We start from the raw sequence: 16,635 nt of genomic DNA, 5'->3' as shown, positions 1-16,635 counted from the left end.
TGTTAAGCACGCCGCCAGCGTTCATCCTGAGCCAGGATCAAACTCTTAAAATAAAACTGGCGTTTCTTTATAGTTTGAATTTATTATCAAACTAAGGTTTAATTCCTTACACTGTTTAGTTTTCAATGTCCAAAGTTTTTTCGCTTCGTTTCTCACCAACGACGCTTAAATATAATACCATTTTTGTTTAAGCTTGTCAATACTTTTTTCGACATTTGTTTCGTCGCTTTTTCTTAGCGACAAGGAATATCTTATCATGTTCAAAAACAAAAGTCAAATGGAAAATTATTGTTATCGTTTTTACACACATTTTTCTAGAAGCTTCTATTGTTAAATTCTTAAGAATTCTTGTTAATGCAAAATATCCTTAATCTTATATCTAGAGGAAATTGCATAATATATATGGTATAGCTATTGGGATTTTAAAACTACATGTGGTAAATGGTTTCTATAGAAAGTAATTATGCGATTTGCTATCTAGACAAAGTTTCTCATAACTCTTGTCTAATATTTCATTTAATTCAATTTCTAATTGAAATCTACAATACATGTGTTTATCTTACCCTTTTTAACATTACAATGTTAGAAACATAAAGAAAAATTCTTTTTTTACAAGTTTTGACACATTCTCCTATTGACTGGTAACTCTAATAATGATATCATTTTTCTTGGCATTACCTTACATAAGCTTCTATATTGATACAATTTTTTAGGGGGTACTATACTAATGATTAGAATAACTGACATTACGTTGGAAGAATCAAGACGAGACTTAGAAAATTTAATCAGAATTTGTAACGGAGACTTGTTGGACCCTTTTGTGATAGCTGCTAGTCAGAAACTTGACATACTTATAAACGAATATAATGAGCTTGCTATTCAGTAATATTTATAGGATTTCATTTCAATAAGCTCCTACTACATTAGAATTATTTAAATGTTTTTTACCAAACCTAATAGTAATTAGGTTTTTCTGCCCTAATACATATATTCTTTATATTTAACAAAGGTTTAAGTATAAATTTACCCTTAAGTTCCTGTAAATTTTGATTAATTAGCTTTAAAGTTTATTTTTTGATCTTTATCCCCTGTGTCTATTCTTTATAGCTTTTCCATGAAATCCATAGGTGGTCTATGTTATTTCCCTTAAAATTTGAGATATTTATTGGAATTTTGCATTTAAAGCATTCAATACTGGAATCTTTTTTTCTAAACCTAAAAAAACTTCCCCCGCATTTTCTACATACTAATTTTTTCATTGATTTACTCCTCTCCAAAACTTGTATATATGGAAAGGATATTCTTCCAATTATGAATTTATGTACTTTTTTTCCCTTTATTAAATCCTTTATATCATATCCCAAATAGTCGTCTACAAAGTAAAGTTTTACTTCTAATACCCTAAGTCATGCAACATCTCCCTTTAAAAACAATATAATTCAACCTATAACGTTGGTATAGTAAAATAGAATGTACTTCCCCTTCCAGTCTTACTATCAACCCATATTTCTCCACCATGGGCTTCTACAATATGCTTACAGATTGCCAAACCTAAGCCGACACCCCCATACTCCCTAGAACGAGATTTTTCTCCTCTAAAGAATTTCTCGAATATGTTCTCTATATCTTCTTCTGGAATTCCTTCACCATTGTCGGTGATAAAGACCACAATTTTATTATCGTTCTTTAATTTCACTCCAGCACTTATCTTTCCATCACTATTTGCATATCGTTTTGCATTTTGTATAAGATTGTCAATAACTTGCCTTATTCTGTAATGGTCAACATTGATCTCCACATCGGGCAAAGGACCTTGACGGGTGAAAGCTATATTGGTATTCATGAATTCCATCTTTAAATTTGTAAATATTTCTTCAAATAGCTCCATACTATTTATCGTCATTATATTCATATTTAGCTGCCCTAATTCCATCTGAGAGTATTGAAAAAGGTCTTCAATTAAATGATCTAGCTTCTCGGTTTTGTCTTTAATCACAGATATATACCTTTGAAACATTTCCCCATCGGAAGCAATACCCTCCTCTAATCCCTCTACATATCCAGTAATAGATGTAATTGGTGTTCTTAATTCATGTGAAATGCTTGCAATAAGCTCTCTACGTGATTTTTCGTATTTTACCTGATTCTCAAGGGATTCCTTCAATTCTTTTCTCATATCATCAAAAACAATACAAAACTTTCCTATTTCATCATTGTTTTTATATTTTATTTGATAATCTAAATTGCCTTCAGATATATTCTTTGTTGCAGCACTTAATTCCTTTAATGGCTTCAAAATAGTACCTGACATATACCAAGTAAAAATAGTTATTAATACAGTAACAAACATTACTCCGAATCCATATGTAAACATTCTATAGAACTTAGCTTTATCTTCTATAGATTCACTATTCTTATATTGATAAAATATGGCCCTAGAAATCATCTGGTTATCGTGAAATATATTGAGGACAGTTTTTGCCTTAATCCCTTTATCTATATTTTTTCCTTCATACTCCGATTTATCATCTAAGGTTTTACTAAAATCCTTTGAGTCAAATAGGATGTAACCATCTAAATCCTGTAGCTCTAAATTGAGATCATATTTCTCAAGTAATGGTTTTATGATTTTATATAGTTTCTCACTTCTACTAATGAGAGAATAGTTATCTTCAATAATATCAACAATTTCATGCCTGCCTAGCTTAATCTTTTCAAGTTCTCTTGACCTAGGATCGTTTTCTAATTGAATTGTAACAAAATAAAGCAATATACCTGTTATTATCAATGGAAGTACAATAACTATAGTGAAAGAAATAAAAAGCTTTGTCCTAATTCCAAACTTCATTTTTCTCCACCATCAAACTTGTAACCTACGCCCCAAACAGTCTTTATATACTTAGGGCTAGAAGGATTGTTTTCGATTTTTTCACGTATTTTCCTTATGTGTACTGTTATAGTACTAATATCACCAAATTCATTGTACCCCCATATTTTTTCAAATATTTGATCTCTAGTGAAAACTTGGTGGGGATGAACCGCTAAATGTAATAAAACTTCAAATTCCTTTGCAGCTAGGTCAACCTTTGTACCACCAACATATACATTATAACCTTTTTTGTCTATCTCAAGATCACCATACCTTAACATATGATCATTATCATTAATTTTTGAAGAAAGCATCTTATATCTCCTTAGATGTGCTTTGACCCTTGCTACTAATTCTCTTGGACTAAAGGGTTTGCTAATATAATCATCTGCTCCAAAACCTAAACCCAGAATTTTATCAACATCACTTTTTCTCGCACTAAGCATTACTATTGGTATCAATGATTCAGATCTAACAATACGGCAAATTTCCATACCATCTATCTTCGGTAGCATTACATCTAATATTATTAGTAAGGGTTCATACTGACGATAGTATTGTAACCCTTGTTCTCCATCATTAGCCAGAATCACTTCAAATCCTTCTTTTACTAAATAATCTCTTATTAATTCACATATTTCTTTTTCATCATCTACAACTAGTATCCTTTTACCCAACATAATACTCCCCCTAAGCAAGCGGATAAGAATATTTTTTTATAAAAATAAATTACTATATGATTTTATTTTTTTCTTAACTCCATTATAACATATGTTAACTATTTGTAATAATCAAAGCTGTTTATCTAATCGATTTCGCTTCATAAAAAGCTTAAATAAAGATAACAAGCTCGCTAACTATCCCGTTAGCGAGCTTGCTTACAATAGATGATATTGATTTATGAGGAATAAATCTATAGTATAATTATTGGCTCCTCTATAGGTCCCTTAGTAGTATCTTTATAAAAGCTTAATAAATCCATAAAAGCTATCATATTTCCCCCTCCACTCTTTTCACCCCAATTTTTTAGCATTTCTTAATATTTCTATATATATACTAACTTTTAAAAATTAACTCCTACTTATCAAAATATTAAGAAATTATTAACTTTTGTTAATAATCATTTAATTATGGCTCCAAGAATGGCTTATTACCTCCTTAATTTATGCTTTAATCTTATCAATGTGAATTTTATTCTATTTATATAATGTCCATATTTTATTTGGGATTTATAATATCGATTTCCATTAGTCATTCTTATAAAAAAATAGCATGTAATATATCCAATTAAAAATACTAAAATATATACCATATACACAAAACACCACCATCTCTAAACTTTGTCCTCTCAATAATATAATACGTTCAGAGCCAATGGTTTGTGTGTACTTTATTTACATTACTTATTTAATACATAATATATTATGCATTGAATAAAATATATGTATAACTGCTATTTTAAGGATGGTGTGTCATGGAAATAAGAGAAAATGCTGTTATCCCTTTAGGTTATGGTAAATTTGTGCGTTCCGATAAGATTATTGCCCTAGATCCCATAGAGGAAAATCGTGGCCCCGGACGCAGAACCTATATATATGTTGAAGGAATAAAGAATCCTTTAATAGGTTCTCGAACTGAGACTTCTATACTGGCTAGCATAGTTAAAACACCAAAAGAAGTTATGGAGGCAACTGCAGCATTAGAACTTCTTCAAGATATCCTTGACGATATTGAACATATTGGCCCAATGCTTAGAAAAAGTATAAAGGAAGAAGCCGATCTTAATTTAGACAAGATACAAATGAAAATAAAAGAAATTCTTAATCATGAAATAGAGATTGACTAACAATGAATATCTAACCACATAAAAAAAGTGCCTACTGAAACTGGCCGTCAAAATTTAATTATGCAGCTTTAAGAGACTGAGTACTATACAGAACTCAGTCCCTTAAATTTACTCCTATTTTCTAATGGTAATTATCTATGTGTAGTTGAATGCCTTCGTCAACTCGTCGTTGGACTTCATTCTGAATGTTTTGTCTGTTTCTTTCCTCAAAATCTTGTACTACTTTCTTATTGTTTTCTACAATTGCACTGGCTATTGCTTCATGCAAGTCACTTTTCCTTATTTGATCTGTACTATTAATTCTATTTAATATTTCTACTAATTCTTCCTGAGATAATCCAGCCATAAATCCCCCTCCTTAATATATATGGGTATTCATAGAAAGCTGGAGTATTCTATATGATTTTAAAATTAGTTTCCTTAGTATGGACATTTTAGTCAAAGCTTTAACCTATATTTAAGTAAATCTTCGTATCTTCAGCCCATTTGATTTTTAAATTCTTTATGCAGTTACCCTATTCCCACATCGACAGCTTTGTTCTATAGGCCCTTCTAAAGAAATACAATACACACAGTAGAGAAACAACCTCTGATATCAAAAATCCAAACCATACTGCATTAAGTCCCCAAATTTTACCGAATATATAGGCTGCTGGTAATAAAACGATAATTTGCCTGATAAAAGAAACTATTAGGCTTATATAAGCATCTCCCATTCCTTGGAATGATATGCTTAGCATAATGGCTGCTGCTGCCAGTGGAAAGCCTAGACTTATGATCCTGAAGGCTATTACACCAATTTCACTCATCTCACGGGTACTATTAAATAGGGAAAGAAGCTGTTGTGGAAACAATTGAAATACCAACATCCCTAGGGTCATAAAAGTAACAGCGGCACCTATACTAAGCTTTAAAGCCCCCAATAGTCTTTCTTTATTACGAGCCCCAAAATTGTAGCCTATGATAGGCATAGTCCCTTGAGAAAGTCCAAATATAGGCATAAAAACAAAGGACTGAAGCTTATAATAAACCCCCATTACAGCAACAGCAGTTTCGTTGAAGCTTGCAAGTACCAAGTTAAGTCCCGTAAGCATAACAGAAGATAATCCTTGCATAACGGCAACGGGCAGTCCAACAATCATTATCTGTTTTGTAATAGAATTGCTATATTTAAACTTTTTGAGATCTAACTTAATATAGTTATCCCTCTTAAATAGTACTACGATAATGTAAATCATCGAAATAATCTGTGCCGCAACCGTAGCAATAGCCGCTCCCCTTACTCCCATTGCAGGAAATCCTAAAAGTCCAAAGATTAATATTGGATCAAGAATAATATTAGATATCGCCCCAATAAGCTGAGCTATCATAGGCTTAACCATTTCTCCTGTACCCTGTAGCGTACTCATCCCTGCCTGGGCAAACATTCTACCAAAGGAAAAGAACATTATAATCCTAATATAGTCAGCACCATAGCCAAGAATCTTTGTATCCTCTGTGAATAGTTCAAAAAAATTACTTGCAAGGAATATCCCAATGGTCACAATGATAAGATATAAAATACCGCTTAGAAAAAATCCATGTTCAGCGGCATTTACAGCTGAATCCAGATCATTTTCCCCTATCTTCCTTGAGATAAGGGAATTGACTCCAGTTCCAATCCCTAAGAAACATGCTATTATGATTAATTGAATGGGGAAGGCCAAGGAAACAGCTGTCAAAGCCTCTTCTCCAATTTTTGATACAAATATACTATCTACTATATTGTACATTGCCTGTACCATCATAGATAATATTGCTGGCAATGACATGGTTAACATCAATTTCGGTATAGGCATTGTGCCCATTTTATTATCATTAGGCTTTGTCATAATCATTCCTCCTTAACTTCTTTACACTTTATGGCCACCCGTCTTAGCATACCATTTAAAGTATTTTCCAGTATTTTTATATTTTCATCCGATACTCCATCTAAAAGAGTACTATCCCATTCATCTAATATTTCAAACATCATTGATTTAAGACCCTTTGCTTTGTCAGTTAAAAATAATTTATAAGCTCGTCTATCTTTATCATTGACCTCTCTTATAATATATCCATCTTTTTCAAGGGATTTTGCAACCTTAGCAATAAAACCCTTATCGAATTGTAATCTTTCATTTAATGATTCTTGACTCACTCCATCCTGTCTAGTTAATATAAGTAATATCATAAATTGAGCCCCATTCAACCCATGTTCTTTCAATCTATGATTTAAAAATATCTTAAAATATCTTTGAACAGTAAAGAGATTCTTTCCAATAGTATGATTTTTATTATGCAACAAACCCACCTCCAATTAAAATAAACATACCTATCACTTTTGAAATTTAATATTTTGAATCCCATTAACGCCTTGATTATTTTAAAAATAACAATGAGGGTTTATGAGTACCTAAAAATAGTTGCAAAAACAACTAATAATAGTATAAAGGAATTTAGTTGTTTTTGCAACTATTTTTTTAAGAATATGCCTTACTTCCTAAATACATTTATCATATCCAGTGTCCTAATTTTGATTTCTATTTATTGAGGAAATTGCATAATTCTAACTTGGCTAAGTTGCATAATAAATGGGGTATGCCTCTAGGGCATTTAAGACTATATGTAGCAGTAAGTTTTTGAGGATTATAATTATGCAATTTGCTCTATTGTAAAATACTTCAAAGTATAGTATTATAAAAATGAATTATATAATAAGGCGCTAGGGGTACTGGTGTAACCAGTTGAGAGTAAGGATATATCCTTTAACCCTTCACCTGATCTGGATAATGCCAGCGTAGGGAAGCGATGAATTTGCTTGACACAATTTATTACACGAATCCCATGTTGGATTCGTGTTTATTTTTTGTTTGCTTATTTTATAAATCAGGAGGTGTATAGGACAAAATGAAAACAAAAAGGCTTGTATTTTCATCATTGTTAATTGGTATCGGTACTATCACAGGACATTTGATATATATTCCTATCGGTGTTTCTAAAATTTTTCCAGTACAACATGCTATCAATATATTATCTGCCGTATGGCTAGGCCCATGGTTTGCCTTAGGAAATGCTTTTATCATTTCACTACTCAGAAATATTATTGGTGTGGGCTCCCTACTAGCCTTCCCTGGAAGTATGATAGGAGCATTTTCAGCGGGAATACTATATAGGGCTACCAAGAAAAAACCCTTAGCTATTTTAGGTGAAGTCTTTGGTACTGGTATATTAGGAGGCTTAGTATCCTTTCCTATTGCGAAATTTGTTCTTGGTGCAAAATGTGCAGCAACATTTTTTATTATCCCATTCCTTAGTAGTTCACTAATGGGAAGTATTATCGCCTATCTCCTACTAACTATAGGTAATAAATTGTCTATTGAAGATAAAGAAAGGAGCATGTAATCATGAAAAATTGTTTAACAATAGCAGGTTCAGATAGTTGTGGTGGAGCTGGTATTCAAGCAGATTTAAAAGCTTTCTCAGCTCTAGGTACATATGGAATGAGCGTTATTACCGCTGTAACCGCTCAAAATACGAAGGGGGTTTTTGATGTTCAAAACATCAGTCCTAAGGTTATAGCAGGGCAGATCCAAGCTATATTTGATGATATCCATGTGTCCGCTGTTAAAATAGGTATGGTATCGGAAATAGAGACTATAAAAACAATTGCAAAGACTCTAAAGGAATATGACCTACCACCTATTGTACTAGATCCGGTTATGATTTCTAAAAGTGGCTATGACTTATTAAATCCAGAAGCCAAGAAAACTCTTATAGAAGTCTTACTTCCCATGGCTACCTTGATAACACCAAACTTACCAGAGGCAGAGGAAATATTGGATTGTAAGATTGATAATCTTGAAGCTATGAAAGAAGCCGCAAAAAAATTACATCAGCTAGGTCCTAGCTATGTATTGGTCAAAGGCGGTCATTTATCCGATGATGCAACGGATGTATTATATGATGGCAATGATTTTCATCTTCTAAAACAAACACGTATTGAAACTAAACATACCCATGGAACAGGTTGCACACTATCCTCGGCTATAGCCGCAAATCTAGCGAAGGGATTATCTATTGCAGAAGCAGTAAAAAAAGCAAAGACCTATGTTACTACTGCAATCAAGAATGGATTTTCTATTGGCCATGGTGTAGGTCCCACACATCATTTTTATGAACTTTATAGAAAGGCGGGTATTTTAAATGAATAATTCTAATACACAGTTAAATAGTTTTCATCTTTTAATGCTTTGGTTCGGGGCATCTATTTCCATAGCTGAAATTCTAACCGGTGGAATACTAGCCCCTATGGGTTTTAAAACTGCGTTTATTTGTATCATTATAGGTCATATTATTGGAACAGGTATATTAGTTCTTGGAGGATATATCGGGGCCGAAAGCAAGCTCCCATCTATATTATCCACCAGGATTTCCTTCGGGTTATACGGTTCTTACCTATTTTCTATTTTAAATGTCCTTCAATTGATTGGTTGGACTGCAGTTATGATTATATCCGGTGCTAGAAGTGTTAATGAAATCACTAAGATCATCTGGTCCTTTGATCATTTGTCATTCTGGTCAATAGTCATTGGCGGATTTATCTGTCTATGGATTTTTTTCGGAATTACTGGATTCAAAAAACTCAATGTTATTGCCGTATCCCTATTATTCCTATTAACCATCGTTCTTAGTACAGTTATATTTAAAAGTCCAAACCTCTTTAAGGCCGGTACTATGGATTCATTATCTATAGGAGGAGCGATAGAGTTAAGTGTTGTAATGCCTCTTTCTTGGTTACCCCTTATCGCTGACTACACACGTTTTTCTAAAAAAACTACATCGGGTCTATTTGGTAGTTTTACTGGGTATTTTATAGGAAGCTGTTGGATGTATACAATAGGTCTTGCAGGAGCAATAGTTTCTGGGAACCCAGATCCAGGGGCTATGATGCTTGCAGCTAATCTTGGCATCTTTGCTTTAGGTATAATCGTTTTATCCACCATAACTACAACATTTATGGATGCCTACTCTGCAGGGGTAACTTTATTGAATATATTTCCAAAGCTTGACGAAAAAAAGGTTGCCCTTTCAATGGCTATAATCGGCATGGTTTTAGCAGTTGTCATCCCAATAGAACAATATGAAAACTTCCTTTATGCCATAGGTTCAGTATTTGCTCCTTTATTTGCAGTTTTTATTACTGATTATTTAGTATATAAGAATAAAAAATTAAATGATGAGCTTTTGGTAAACTGGGGTTCATTTATTGTATGGGGTATCGGCGTTTTCCTATATTACCAGTTTATTAAAATAGACTTTATATTGGGAGCAACTGTTCCTGTTATGTGTATAACCAGTTTTCTATTTATTATAACAAAGGGAGTATGTAAATCATGGAAATTAACAAGAAAGTCTCATGTAGCTTAGATAATGTAAAAGAAATTTGTCCATTGATTCATCACATCACTAATTATGTAACGGTTAGCAGATGTGCCGATGTAGTATTAGCTTTAGGGGCTTCCCCTGTAATGGCAAGTGCCCCCATTGAAGTAGCTGACATGGTAAAAATCAGCAATGCATTGGTATTAAATATAGGAACATGTTCTCCAGAAAATATGAAATCAATGCTAATAGCTGGGAAGGCTGCAAACGAGAATAACATACCTGTAGTGCTAGACCCTGTCGGTATTGGTGCTACTCCTTTTCGCTACAATATGATTATGGAGTTTTTGGATGAATTAAAATTCCAAGTAATAAAGGGTAATTTATCAGAAATAAAATGCATTGCTGGATTAAAGTCAAAAAGTAGAGGGGTAGATTCCCTAGATTTGGACGAGAACTCTGCAAACATCGCAAAGACCCTTGCTAAAAAGCTAGATTGCACTATAGCCATTACTGGAAAGCATGACGTAATATCAAATGGCAAGGATACCTATGTCTTAAATAATGGACATATGCTTCTAACTACCATAACCGGCACAGGTTGTATGACTACATCCTTAATTGGATGCTATTTAGGTGCCAATAATGACTCAATATCCTCGGCAATAGCGGGGATTTCAACTATGTCTATTGCCGGTGAACTTGCAGCAAAACGTATGACAAAGCTAGACGGCAGTGGAAGCTTTAAGACATATCTAATGGATGCAATATATAATATGGATACCGCCACCATTATAAAGGAGATGAAAATCAATCATGCTTAGTTTAAAAAATCGCCCGGTTTACCTTATAACAGATGATTCCAATTTTGATTTTAGCACCCTGTATAGGAAAGTTGAACAATCGATTCAAGGCGGAGCAAGTATAATCCAATTGAGAGAAAAGCAGTCATCATCTTTAGAATTCTATAACCATGCATTGAAACTTAAGGAGCTATGCAATAAACATCAAGCCCTATTAATAATAAATGATAGACTTGATATAGCCCAAGCGGTGGATGCCGATGGGGTGCATTTAGGCCAAAGGGATTTACCCTTAGTGGTTGCTAGAAAAATTTTAGGTAATAAGAAAATCATTGGTATCTCTGCTAAAACCACTGAGACTGCTTTGAAAGCACAAGAAGAGGGTGCAGATTATCTAGGTGTGGGAGCTGTATTTCCCACAAGCACCAAAAAAGATGCCGAGTATATATCAAAGGAAGAATTTTTAGATGTGAGAAAGATGATTTCTATTCCTATATATGCAATAGGAGGAATCAATACCCGTAATGCTGTAGAGCTTGTTAATTATAAAGTGGATGGTATTGCCGTCTCATCTTCAATTTTAAATGCAGCTGATCCAGAAAAGACAACTGCATCTTTTAACAATTTATTTGAATAAAATATATTTTGTATATACTCGAGGAAATTGTCTTATAGGCAATTTCCTTTTTTAAAGGCTAAATTTTTTAACTATCTCTAACCAGCAGTATACCGGTGAATAACCTTTGTCTTGCTCCTATTTAGGTCTTGATTTATTCATTAGTTTTTCTTAATAAGCTAAACTCTCTATTCCCTGTTGAAACATATATCTAGCTACTTTATTTTATCTATAGTGAGATATTCCTTCAAAGTATCATCCCATGTTTTAACATATTTGTTAGTTGCCCATTGATTGGAAACAACACTTTGTTCATCCCCTATACATATAGAATAATTTGGCTCTTTTAATTCATCAGTTTCACCTTTATATAAGTAGATATCAATTCTATCTTCAACCAATACCACTAACATACTTCCATTAGGCGATGAAACTGCATCTCTAGCCTCAGGAATTTGTTCTTTTATACTTTCAAAGGGTATGATTAAATCATCATAACATAGTAATTTATTAGAAACCTCATCTGTGATTTCCAAGGAATCTATTGCAGTAATATTTGTACTTCCATTGCCCTCATGGTTATATATTTCTTCCAGTGGTAATGCCGCAATCCAATGACCATTTTTTCTAGTGACTAAGGGTTTTTCACTAGCTACTTCTTGTTTGTACTTAATAAGCCTTCTAAATTCATTATCATCATTTAAATCACTGTCATAACTATTTTTATAATTACTTTTATAGCCCTTTAATTTTTCCTCATCCATATCAAAAAAATCATTTAAGTCTGCAATATTCTTCTTGTACTCTTTATTTAAATACTTTAATTCATATAATGAGTTTGAGTACGAGCTAAACCTGTACGTACCTCCCCCAGTTTCGTAATAGTCCTCGTTAATTAATATATACTTATTCCCCACAAATAGAACTTCATCCTTAGTTGTTCTAATGGGCCATTCACCATATCCCCAAGAGATATCATCATAGCATACCTCATTTGGTTTATCCCCAAAGGGGTATGCTATGGTATCAATAAAATGGAATTTGTACTCATAATTATAAATTGGTGCTTCGTCCGATGTATCATCGGCTTCTGGAGTGAATTTTTTGTTATCATATATTGAATTTTGTATTTTATAAAAAGCTTTTCCATATGGCACGCTTAAGAAACCTTTACCACGTCTGACCATAATATTTTCATTATCTTGAGCTATCCATATTGTTTCGTATTCAGTTACTTCATGATCATTTTCTGTTGATTTTTTCAGTCCCAATAATAACCCGGAGTTCTTCTTATGTTCCATATTATTGTTTTCTAAGACACTGTTATCCCTCTCTTTATCATTAGAATAACCTGATTTTATACTTTCTTTATTAGCTAATATTTTATTGCTAGTACATACTACATTACTACATCCACATAAAAATATCATGATACCTATTAATAGGATTGAGTATTTTCTCTTCATCAGTAATTTCCCCATTCCTTTTCCGTTACCGTCTTGGAATATTGCATTTTCCAGACAAACCCCTGTTCCCTTTTATCACTCATTGGAACCTTTATTTATGCCTTTTAATCTAACATTTCCATACAATATACATCTACCAATGTTTTCAACCGATTCATCAAACCTCATTTTTTCTAGTCTAAGTTCTCCATCCACATAAATATCAGCTTGTTGTTTATCAACATCAGCTATAATCGTAATTTTAATAGGCATTTTTTCAGGACTGTATTCAGTAAATAATTGCAGACTAAGTCCATCATCTCCAGGTGTTTTATAGCCTAAAGCACTTCTCCATTCACCCCTAGGCAAGCCTAAAACAGGTGCAATTAGGAAAGCTGTCTTCTCTCCTGTTTCATCAAGTAACTCAAAACCACAATTTTGTAAAAAGTTATAAAACTCAAGTTCTATTGTAACAACATCTGTTGTAGCATCAAAGTCTTTCATAGTTGTTTTTACGTCTTCAAAGAAACTAGAATTCTTTGATTTGTTCATCTCCCCTAAAATATCTTTTACCATTATTTCATTTAAGCTTAGATTTTTCAAATTAGTAAGGCTAAGAATTGGATTCATATTATTTATTCTATTTTCCCCTATACCAAGGGACTCTAAATAACATAGGTTTGTTAAGGGATGAATGTCTTCAATTCTATTATGATTTAGGGAAAGTACCTTTAGGTTAACCATATCCGATAGAAAATCTATGTCGGATATACTATTTCCATCCAAGTCCAATGCCTCTACATTAAATATGTTTTCAATCCCCTTAATGGTCTCCAAACTATTACGTGACAGATTCAATTTTTTAAGTTTAAACATTTTTTGATTAAAAGCAACACTCTTTATATCATTTCCTTCCCACTCTAGCACTTCAAGGTCAGGTAGATAAAAGCCAATTGGAATTATCACACCATCATTATAGGATACATTTAATCTTTTTAATTTTTTATTATCAATTATAGGATAAATATCTTCTATCCCATTATATTCTAAATTAATTTCTTCAATATTATTTAGACTTGCCACCGATGATATATCCACTATGCTATTGTTGGCCAAGTTGATTGTCTTTAAGCCTTTTAACCCTTCAATCCACGAGATATCATTAACTTTACATCCTGTAAGTTCAATATTTTCTAACATATGTAGATTTGCTAAAGAAGAAATATTTAGGGGTTCATTTGCATCAATACTTTCAGCAAAGGAGATTTTTAATGTTTTAAGAGCTTCAAAATTCCCCAAAATTTTAAAGTCACTTATCTCTTTTCTATTGTTTAATATATATATTTCCTTTAGCCCCGACATATCTTTAAAATACTCCAAGTTGTCTACATTCTGATTATTTAAATAAATTTTTTCTAAATGTTTTAATTCATTTAAAGGTAAAATAGTATGCATAATATTTAAATTCCTTGTATCTATATTTAACTCTTTAAGGTTTTTTAAATATCCTACGCCCATCATACTTTTTACCGCTACTTTATTTGCACCTTCCTTTTTCTCATATATGCTTAATTTAGTTACCTTGGTAAACTCCTTTAAACTGCTTAAATTTTTAACATCCTCACTTAGATAACTATAATTATCTCTAACATTTAAAAGCAATTCAAAATCATCTAAAAAATCTAATTTTTTAACTCCTAAATATTTATTACTTACTAGGTCTAGAGGAGTAACATATAGCTTTAATTTTTGAAGATTGTCTAATTCCAATAAGAGTTTACCTATATCCGGCCTTTTTTTATCTATATCTTGACTTTCACTACTATATGAATCAAGTGCTAATTCCCTTAGATTCTTTAAGTTTGACAGTGAACTAAGGTCATTGGCTTCTGTTTTAAGGGATAATTTTTTTAGATTAGTTAGTTCTCCTATTGTCTTCACTGACCATACGATCTCAATTTGTAAATCTTCAAGGAATTTTAATTCTTTTAAAAACTCAAGACCATATCCCGATTCTCTACCTAGTTTGAGTCTTTTCAGATTTGGCAACTTTTCTAATAACTCTATATCTTTTGGTCTAATAGCTGATCTTAGTTGTAACTCCTTAAGGTTTGTTAGATGTTCAATTCCTTCTAGGCTTTCTATTTGTCCTATTTCAGCTTCTGAAATAGTTTCCATTCCCATAAGAGACCTTTTGAATAATCTTCCATATGGCTGGTTTAGTTTTTGTCTTATTATTTGCTGTAATTGTTTATCCTTAAATTTTACTATCTCTAGATCATTAAGGGTTTCTTTATCTATTGTTATATTAATAGCCTCTCCCTCTTCAATTTTGGCAAAATCAATCAAATCCGTAATTTTTATTAAAGAATATTCCCCTGTGGAATATGCTTTTATTCTGTCCCCATCTAAATAAAGTTTTACATCTGTTGACACTATGCTGTTCCCCTGTATTTTCCCCTTAATTATTTTATTTGGATTATCACCTTTTTTAATCCCTGTATATTCAAAGGTGCTTTCCCTAAGCAATGAATCCCAGTTGCCATCAAATCCACAATGTATTAAGTCCTCAATACAGATAGCTACTTCATTTTCTACAGTATATCCTTGAAGCCTCTGTCCATTAATGTATATGATGTCATCGCTTAGGGCAAATATACCAATCTCACTCCCTAAGGGAATTTCATCAGCCATAACCCCGGTATATGTGGATATAAAAGTAACTAAGATAACTATAACAATCCCTAATGTTTTCATAAATATCTTCCTCATTTTCAACTTAATCCTCCTAATATTAGTATATCTATGGGTTTTGTGCTAAATAAAAATCTATTGTATCATAAACATTTAGTTTTGCCCCAAAACTATCTACATTATATCATAATTTAAAATTATTTTATTCAAAACTCCATATATTACGACTTGATATGTGCTAATCTTATTACCAATATAGATTCTTGTTGTTTTTTATCCATACTCAAAATATTCAGGTATAATTTTTAGATCATATTTCATGATCTATGTCCCTTAGTTTTTCAATTCTACGATTTGTTAAATATGTTATAATACTTAGTAGATATTTAATAAAAGGTGGTGTTATATTGGATTTCAAGAGTTACTTCTCATTTGAGGGGCGTGTGAACCGCGCACATTTTTTACGTGTTATTTTTTTATTAGGTATTTTCTTTAATAACATCGAAACCGATATTGGATATTTAAAAAGCATCTTTTTATATGCTACCTGTATTATTTTTGCTATTGCAGGTATATGCATTATTATTAAAAGATTACACGACCTTGAAATATCTGGTGGCTTTATATTTTTACTGCTAATCCCTTTCATAAGTACTTTTTTAATTATACTTCTAGTATTTATCAAAGGCACCTATGGACCAAATAAATATGGTGAAGATCCATTGGTAGTGACAGATAAATAAGAATAAGTACCCCCTTAGTCTATATATGAAATTATATATATATGTAGGTAATGTTATCTTGTAATAATTCTCTTTATCATATAAATATGGAAAGGAATATTAGAAATGAATGTGATTTTATTTCATTATTTAGAGGAGAATATTGGAAATGCCAATGGCATGAAACCAAAGTATTTTTTTATTTTTTGAGCAATGCTTTAATAGTTAGTGTTGAAT

The 16,635-nt window shown here is 32.1% G+C and carries 16 protein-coding genes and 1 riboswitch; of the genes, 8 read left to right on the top strand and 8 right to left on the bottom strand.

The genetic code is table 11. The features are described from left to right. The first annotated feature begins 727 nt into the window (after positions 1-727). Positions 728-886, top strand: a complete 159-nt coding sequence (locus N4A68_08530; protein ID MCT4564347.1) for an aspartyl-phosphate phosphatase Spo0E family protein — start codon at positions 728-730, stop codon at positions 884-886. A 208-nt stretch (positions 887-1,094) separates the two neighbouring features. Here N4A68_08530 and N4A68_08525 read toward each other — a convergent pair whose 3' ends face one another. The 3 genes from N4A68_08525 to N4A68_08515 all read right to left on the bottom strand — a co-directional run bounded on the left by N4A68_08525 (position 1,095) and on the right by N4A68_08515 (position 3,546). Then, positions 1,095-1,259, bottom strand: coding sequence for a hypothetical protein (locus N4A68_08525; protein ID MCT4564346.1), 165 nt, complete (start codon positions 1,257-1,259; stop codon positions 1,095-1,097). Between the two features lie 185 nt (positions 1,260-1,444). Further along, a complete protein-coding gene (locus tag N4A68_08520) occupies positions 1,445-2,848 on the bottom strand; it encodes an ATP-binding protein (GenBank protein MCT4564345.1) in 1,404 nt (467 codons plus the stop codon). After that, positions 2,845-3,546, bottom strand: a complete 702-nt coding sequence (locus tag N4A68_08515) for a response regulator transcription factor (protein MCT4564344.1) — start codon at positions 3,544-3,546, stop codon at positions 2,845-2,847. Before N4A68_08515 ends, N4A68_08520 begins: the two co-directional genes overlap by 4 nt. A gap of 797 nt (positions 3,547-4,343) precedes the next feature. On the opposite strand from N4A68_08515, the gene N4A68_08510 reads away from it, so the two are divergent. Continuing rightward, positions 4,344-4,715 carry a hypothetical protein gene (locus N4A68_08510; GenBank protein ID MCT4564343.1) on the top strand — a complete coding sequence of 124 codons (372 nt, stop codon included), beginning with the start codon at positions 4,344-4,346 and terminating at the stop codon, positions 4,713-4,715. 121 nt (positions 4,716-4,836) lie between these two features. Here the strand turns inward: N4A68_08510 and N4A68_08505 are convergent, their stop codons facing one another. The 3 genes from N4A68_08505 to N4A68_08495 all read right to left on the bottom strand — a co-directional run bounded on the left by N4A68_08505 (position 4,837) and on the right by N4A68_08495 (position 7,038). Then, the gene (locus tag N4A68_08505; protein ID MCT4564342.1) at positions 4,837-5,061 is read right to left on the bottom strand and encodes a hypothetical protein; all 225 of its coding nucleotides are present in this window, start codon (positions 5,059-5,061) and stop codon (positions 4,837-4,839) included. A gap of 169 nt (positions 5,062-5,230) precedes the next feature. After that, entirely contained in the window at positions 5,231-6,586 is a 1,356-nt protein-coding gene (locus N4A68_08500; protein MCT4564341.1) for an MATE family efflux transporter, read from the bottom strand. Positions 6,587-6,588: 2 nt separating this feature from the next. Continuing rightward, complete coding sequence (locus N4A68_08495; GenBank protein ID MCT4564340.1) at positions 6,589-7,038, bottom strand: MarR family transcriptional regulator; 450 nt, start codon at positions 7,036-7,038, stop codon at positions 6,589-6,591. A gap of 412 nt (positions 7,039-7,450) precedes the next feature. After that, positions 7,451-7,557, top strand: a riboswitch (TPP riboswitch). An 86-nt stretch (positions 7,558-7,643) separates the two neighbouring features. Between N4A68_08495 and thiW the strand changes: the two genes are divergently transcribed. The 5 genes from thiW to thiE are packed head-to-tail and all read left to right on the top strand — an operon-like array spanning position 7,644 to position 11,558. Further along, positions 7,644-8,138, top strand: a complete 495-nt coding sequence (thiW, locus tag N4A68_08490) for an energy coupling factor transporter S component ThiW (protein ID MCT4564339.1) — start codon at positions 7,644-7,646, stop codon at positions 8,136-8,138. A 2-nt stretch (positions 8,139-8,140) separates the two neighbouring features. Beyond that, positions 8,141-8,947 carry a bifunctional hydroxymethylpyrimidine kinase/phosphomethylpyrimidine kinase gene (gene thiD, locus N4A68_08485; GenBank protein ID MCT4564338.1) on the top strand — a complete coding sequence of 269 codons (807 nt, stop codon included), beginning with the start codon at positions 8,141-8,143 and terminating at the stop codon, positions 8,945-8,947. Further along, complete coding sequence (gene cytX, locus N4A68_08480) at positions 8,940-10,163, top strand: putative hydroxymethylpyrimidine transporter CytX (protein ID MCT4564337.1); 1,224 nt, start codon at positions 8,940-8,942, stop codon at positions 10,161-10,163. The genes thiD and cytX overlap by 8 nt, the downstream gene beginning before the upstream one ends. After that, on the top strand, positions 10,130-10,942 hold the full coding sequence (gene thiM / locus N4A68_08475; protein MCT4564336.1) for a hydroxyethylthiazole kinase: 813 nt from the start codon (positions 10,130-10,132) through the stop codon (positions 10,940-10,942). Before cytX ends, thiM begins: the two co-directional genes overlap by 34 nt. After that, a complete protein-coding gene (gene thiE, locus N4A68_08470; protein ID MCT4564335.1) occupies positions 10,935-11,558 on the top strand; it encodes a thiamine phosphate synthase in 624 nt (207 codons plus the stop codon). Before thiM ends, thiE begins: the two co-directional genes overlap by 8 nt. A gap of 194 nt (positions 11,559-11,752) precedes the next feature. Here the strand turns inward: thiE and N4A68_08465 are convergent, their stop codons facing one another. Continuing rightward, a complete protein-coding gene (locus N4A68_08465) occupies positions 11,753-13,003 on the bottom strand; it encodes a hypothetical protein (GenBank protein ID MCT4564334.1) in 1,251 nt (416 codons plus the stop codon). Between the two features lie 75 nt (positions 13,004-13,078). After that, complete coding sequence (locus N4A68_08460) at positions 13,079-15,754, bottom strand: leucine-rich repeat domain-containing protein (protein ID MCT4564333.1); 2,676 nt, start codon at positions 15,752-15,754, stop codon at positions 13,079-13,081. A 329-nt stretch (positions 15,755-16,083) separates the two neighbouring features. Here N4A68_08460 and N4A68_08455 point away from each other — a divergent pair, with 329 nt between their 5' ends. Further along, entirely contained in the window at positions 16,084-16,419 is a 336-nt protein-coding gene (locus N4A68_08455) for a DUF805 domain-containing protein (GenBank protein MCT4564332.1), read from the top strand. Positions 16,420-16,635 lie beyond the last annotated feature (216 nt).

Source organism: Maledivibacter sp., from assembly GCA_025210375.1.
GTDB lineage: Bacteria > Bacillota > Clostridia > Peptostreptococcales > Caminicellaceae > JAOASB01.
This window is presented reverse-complemented; position numbering and strand designations above follow the sequence as displayed.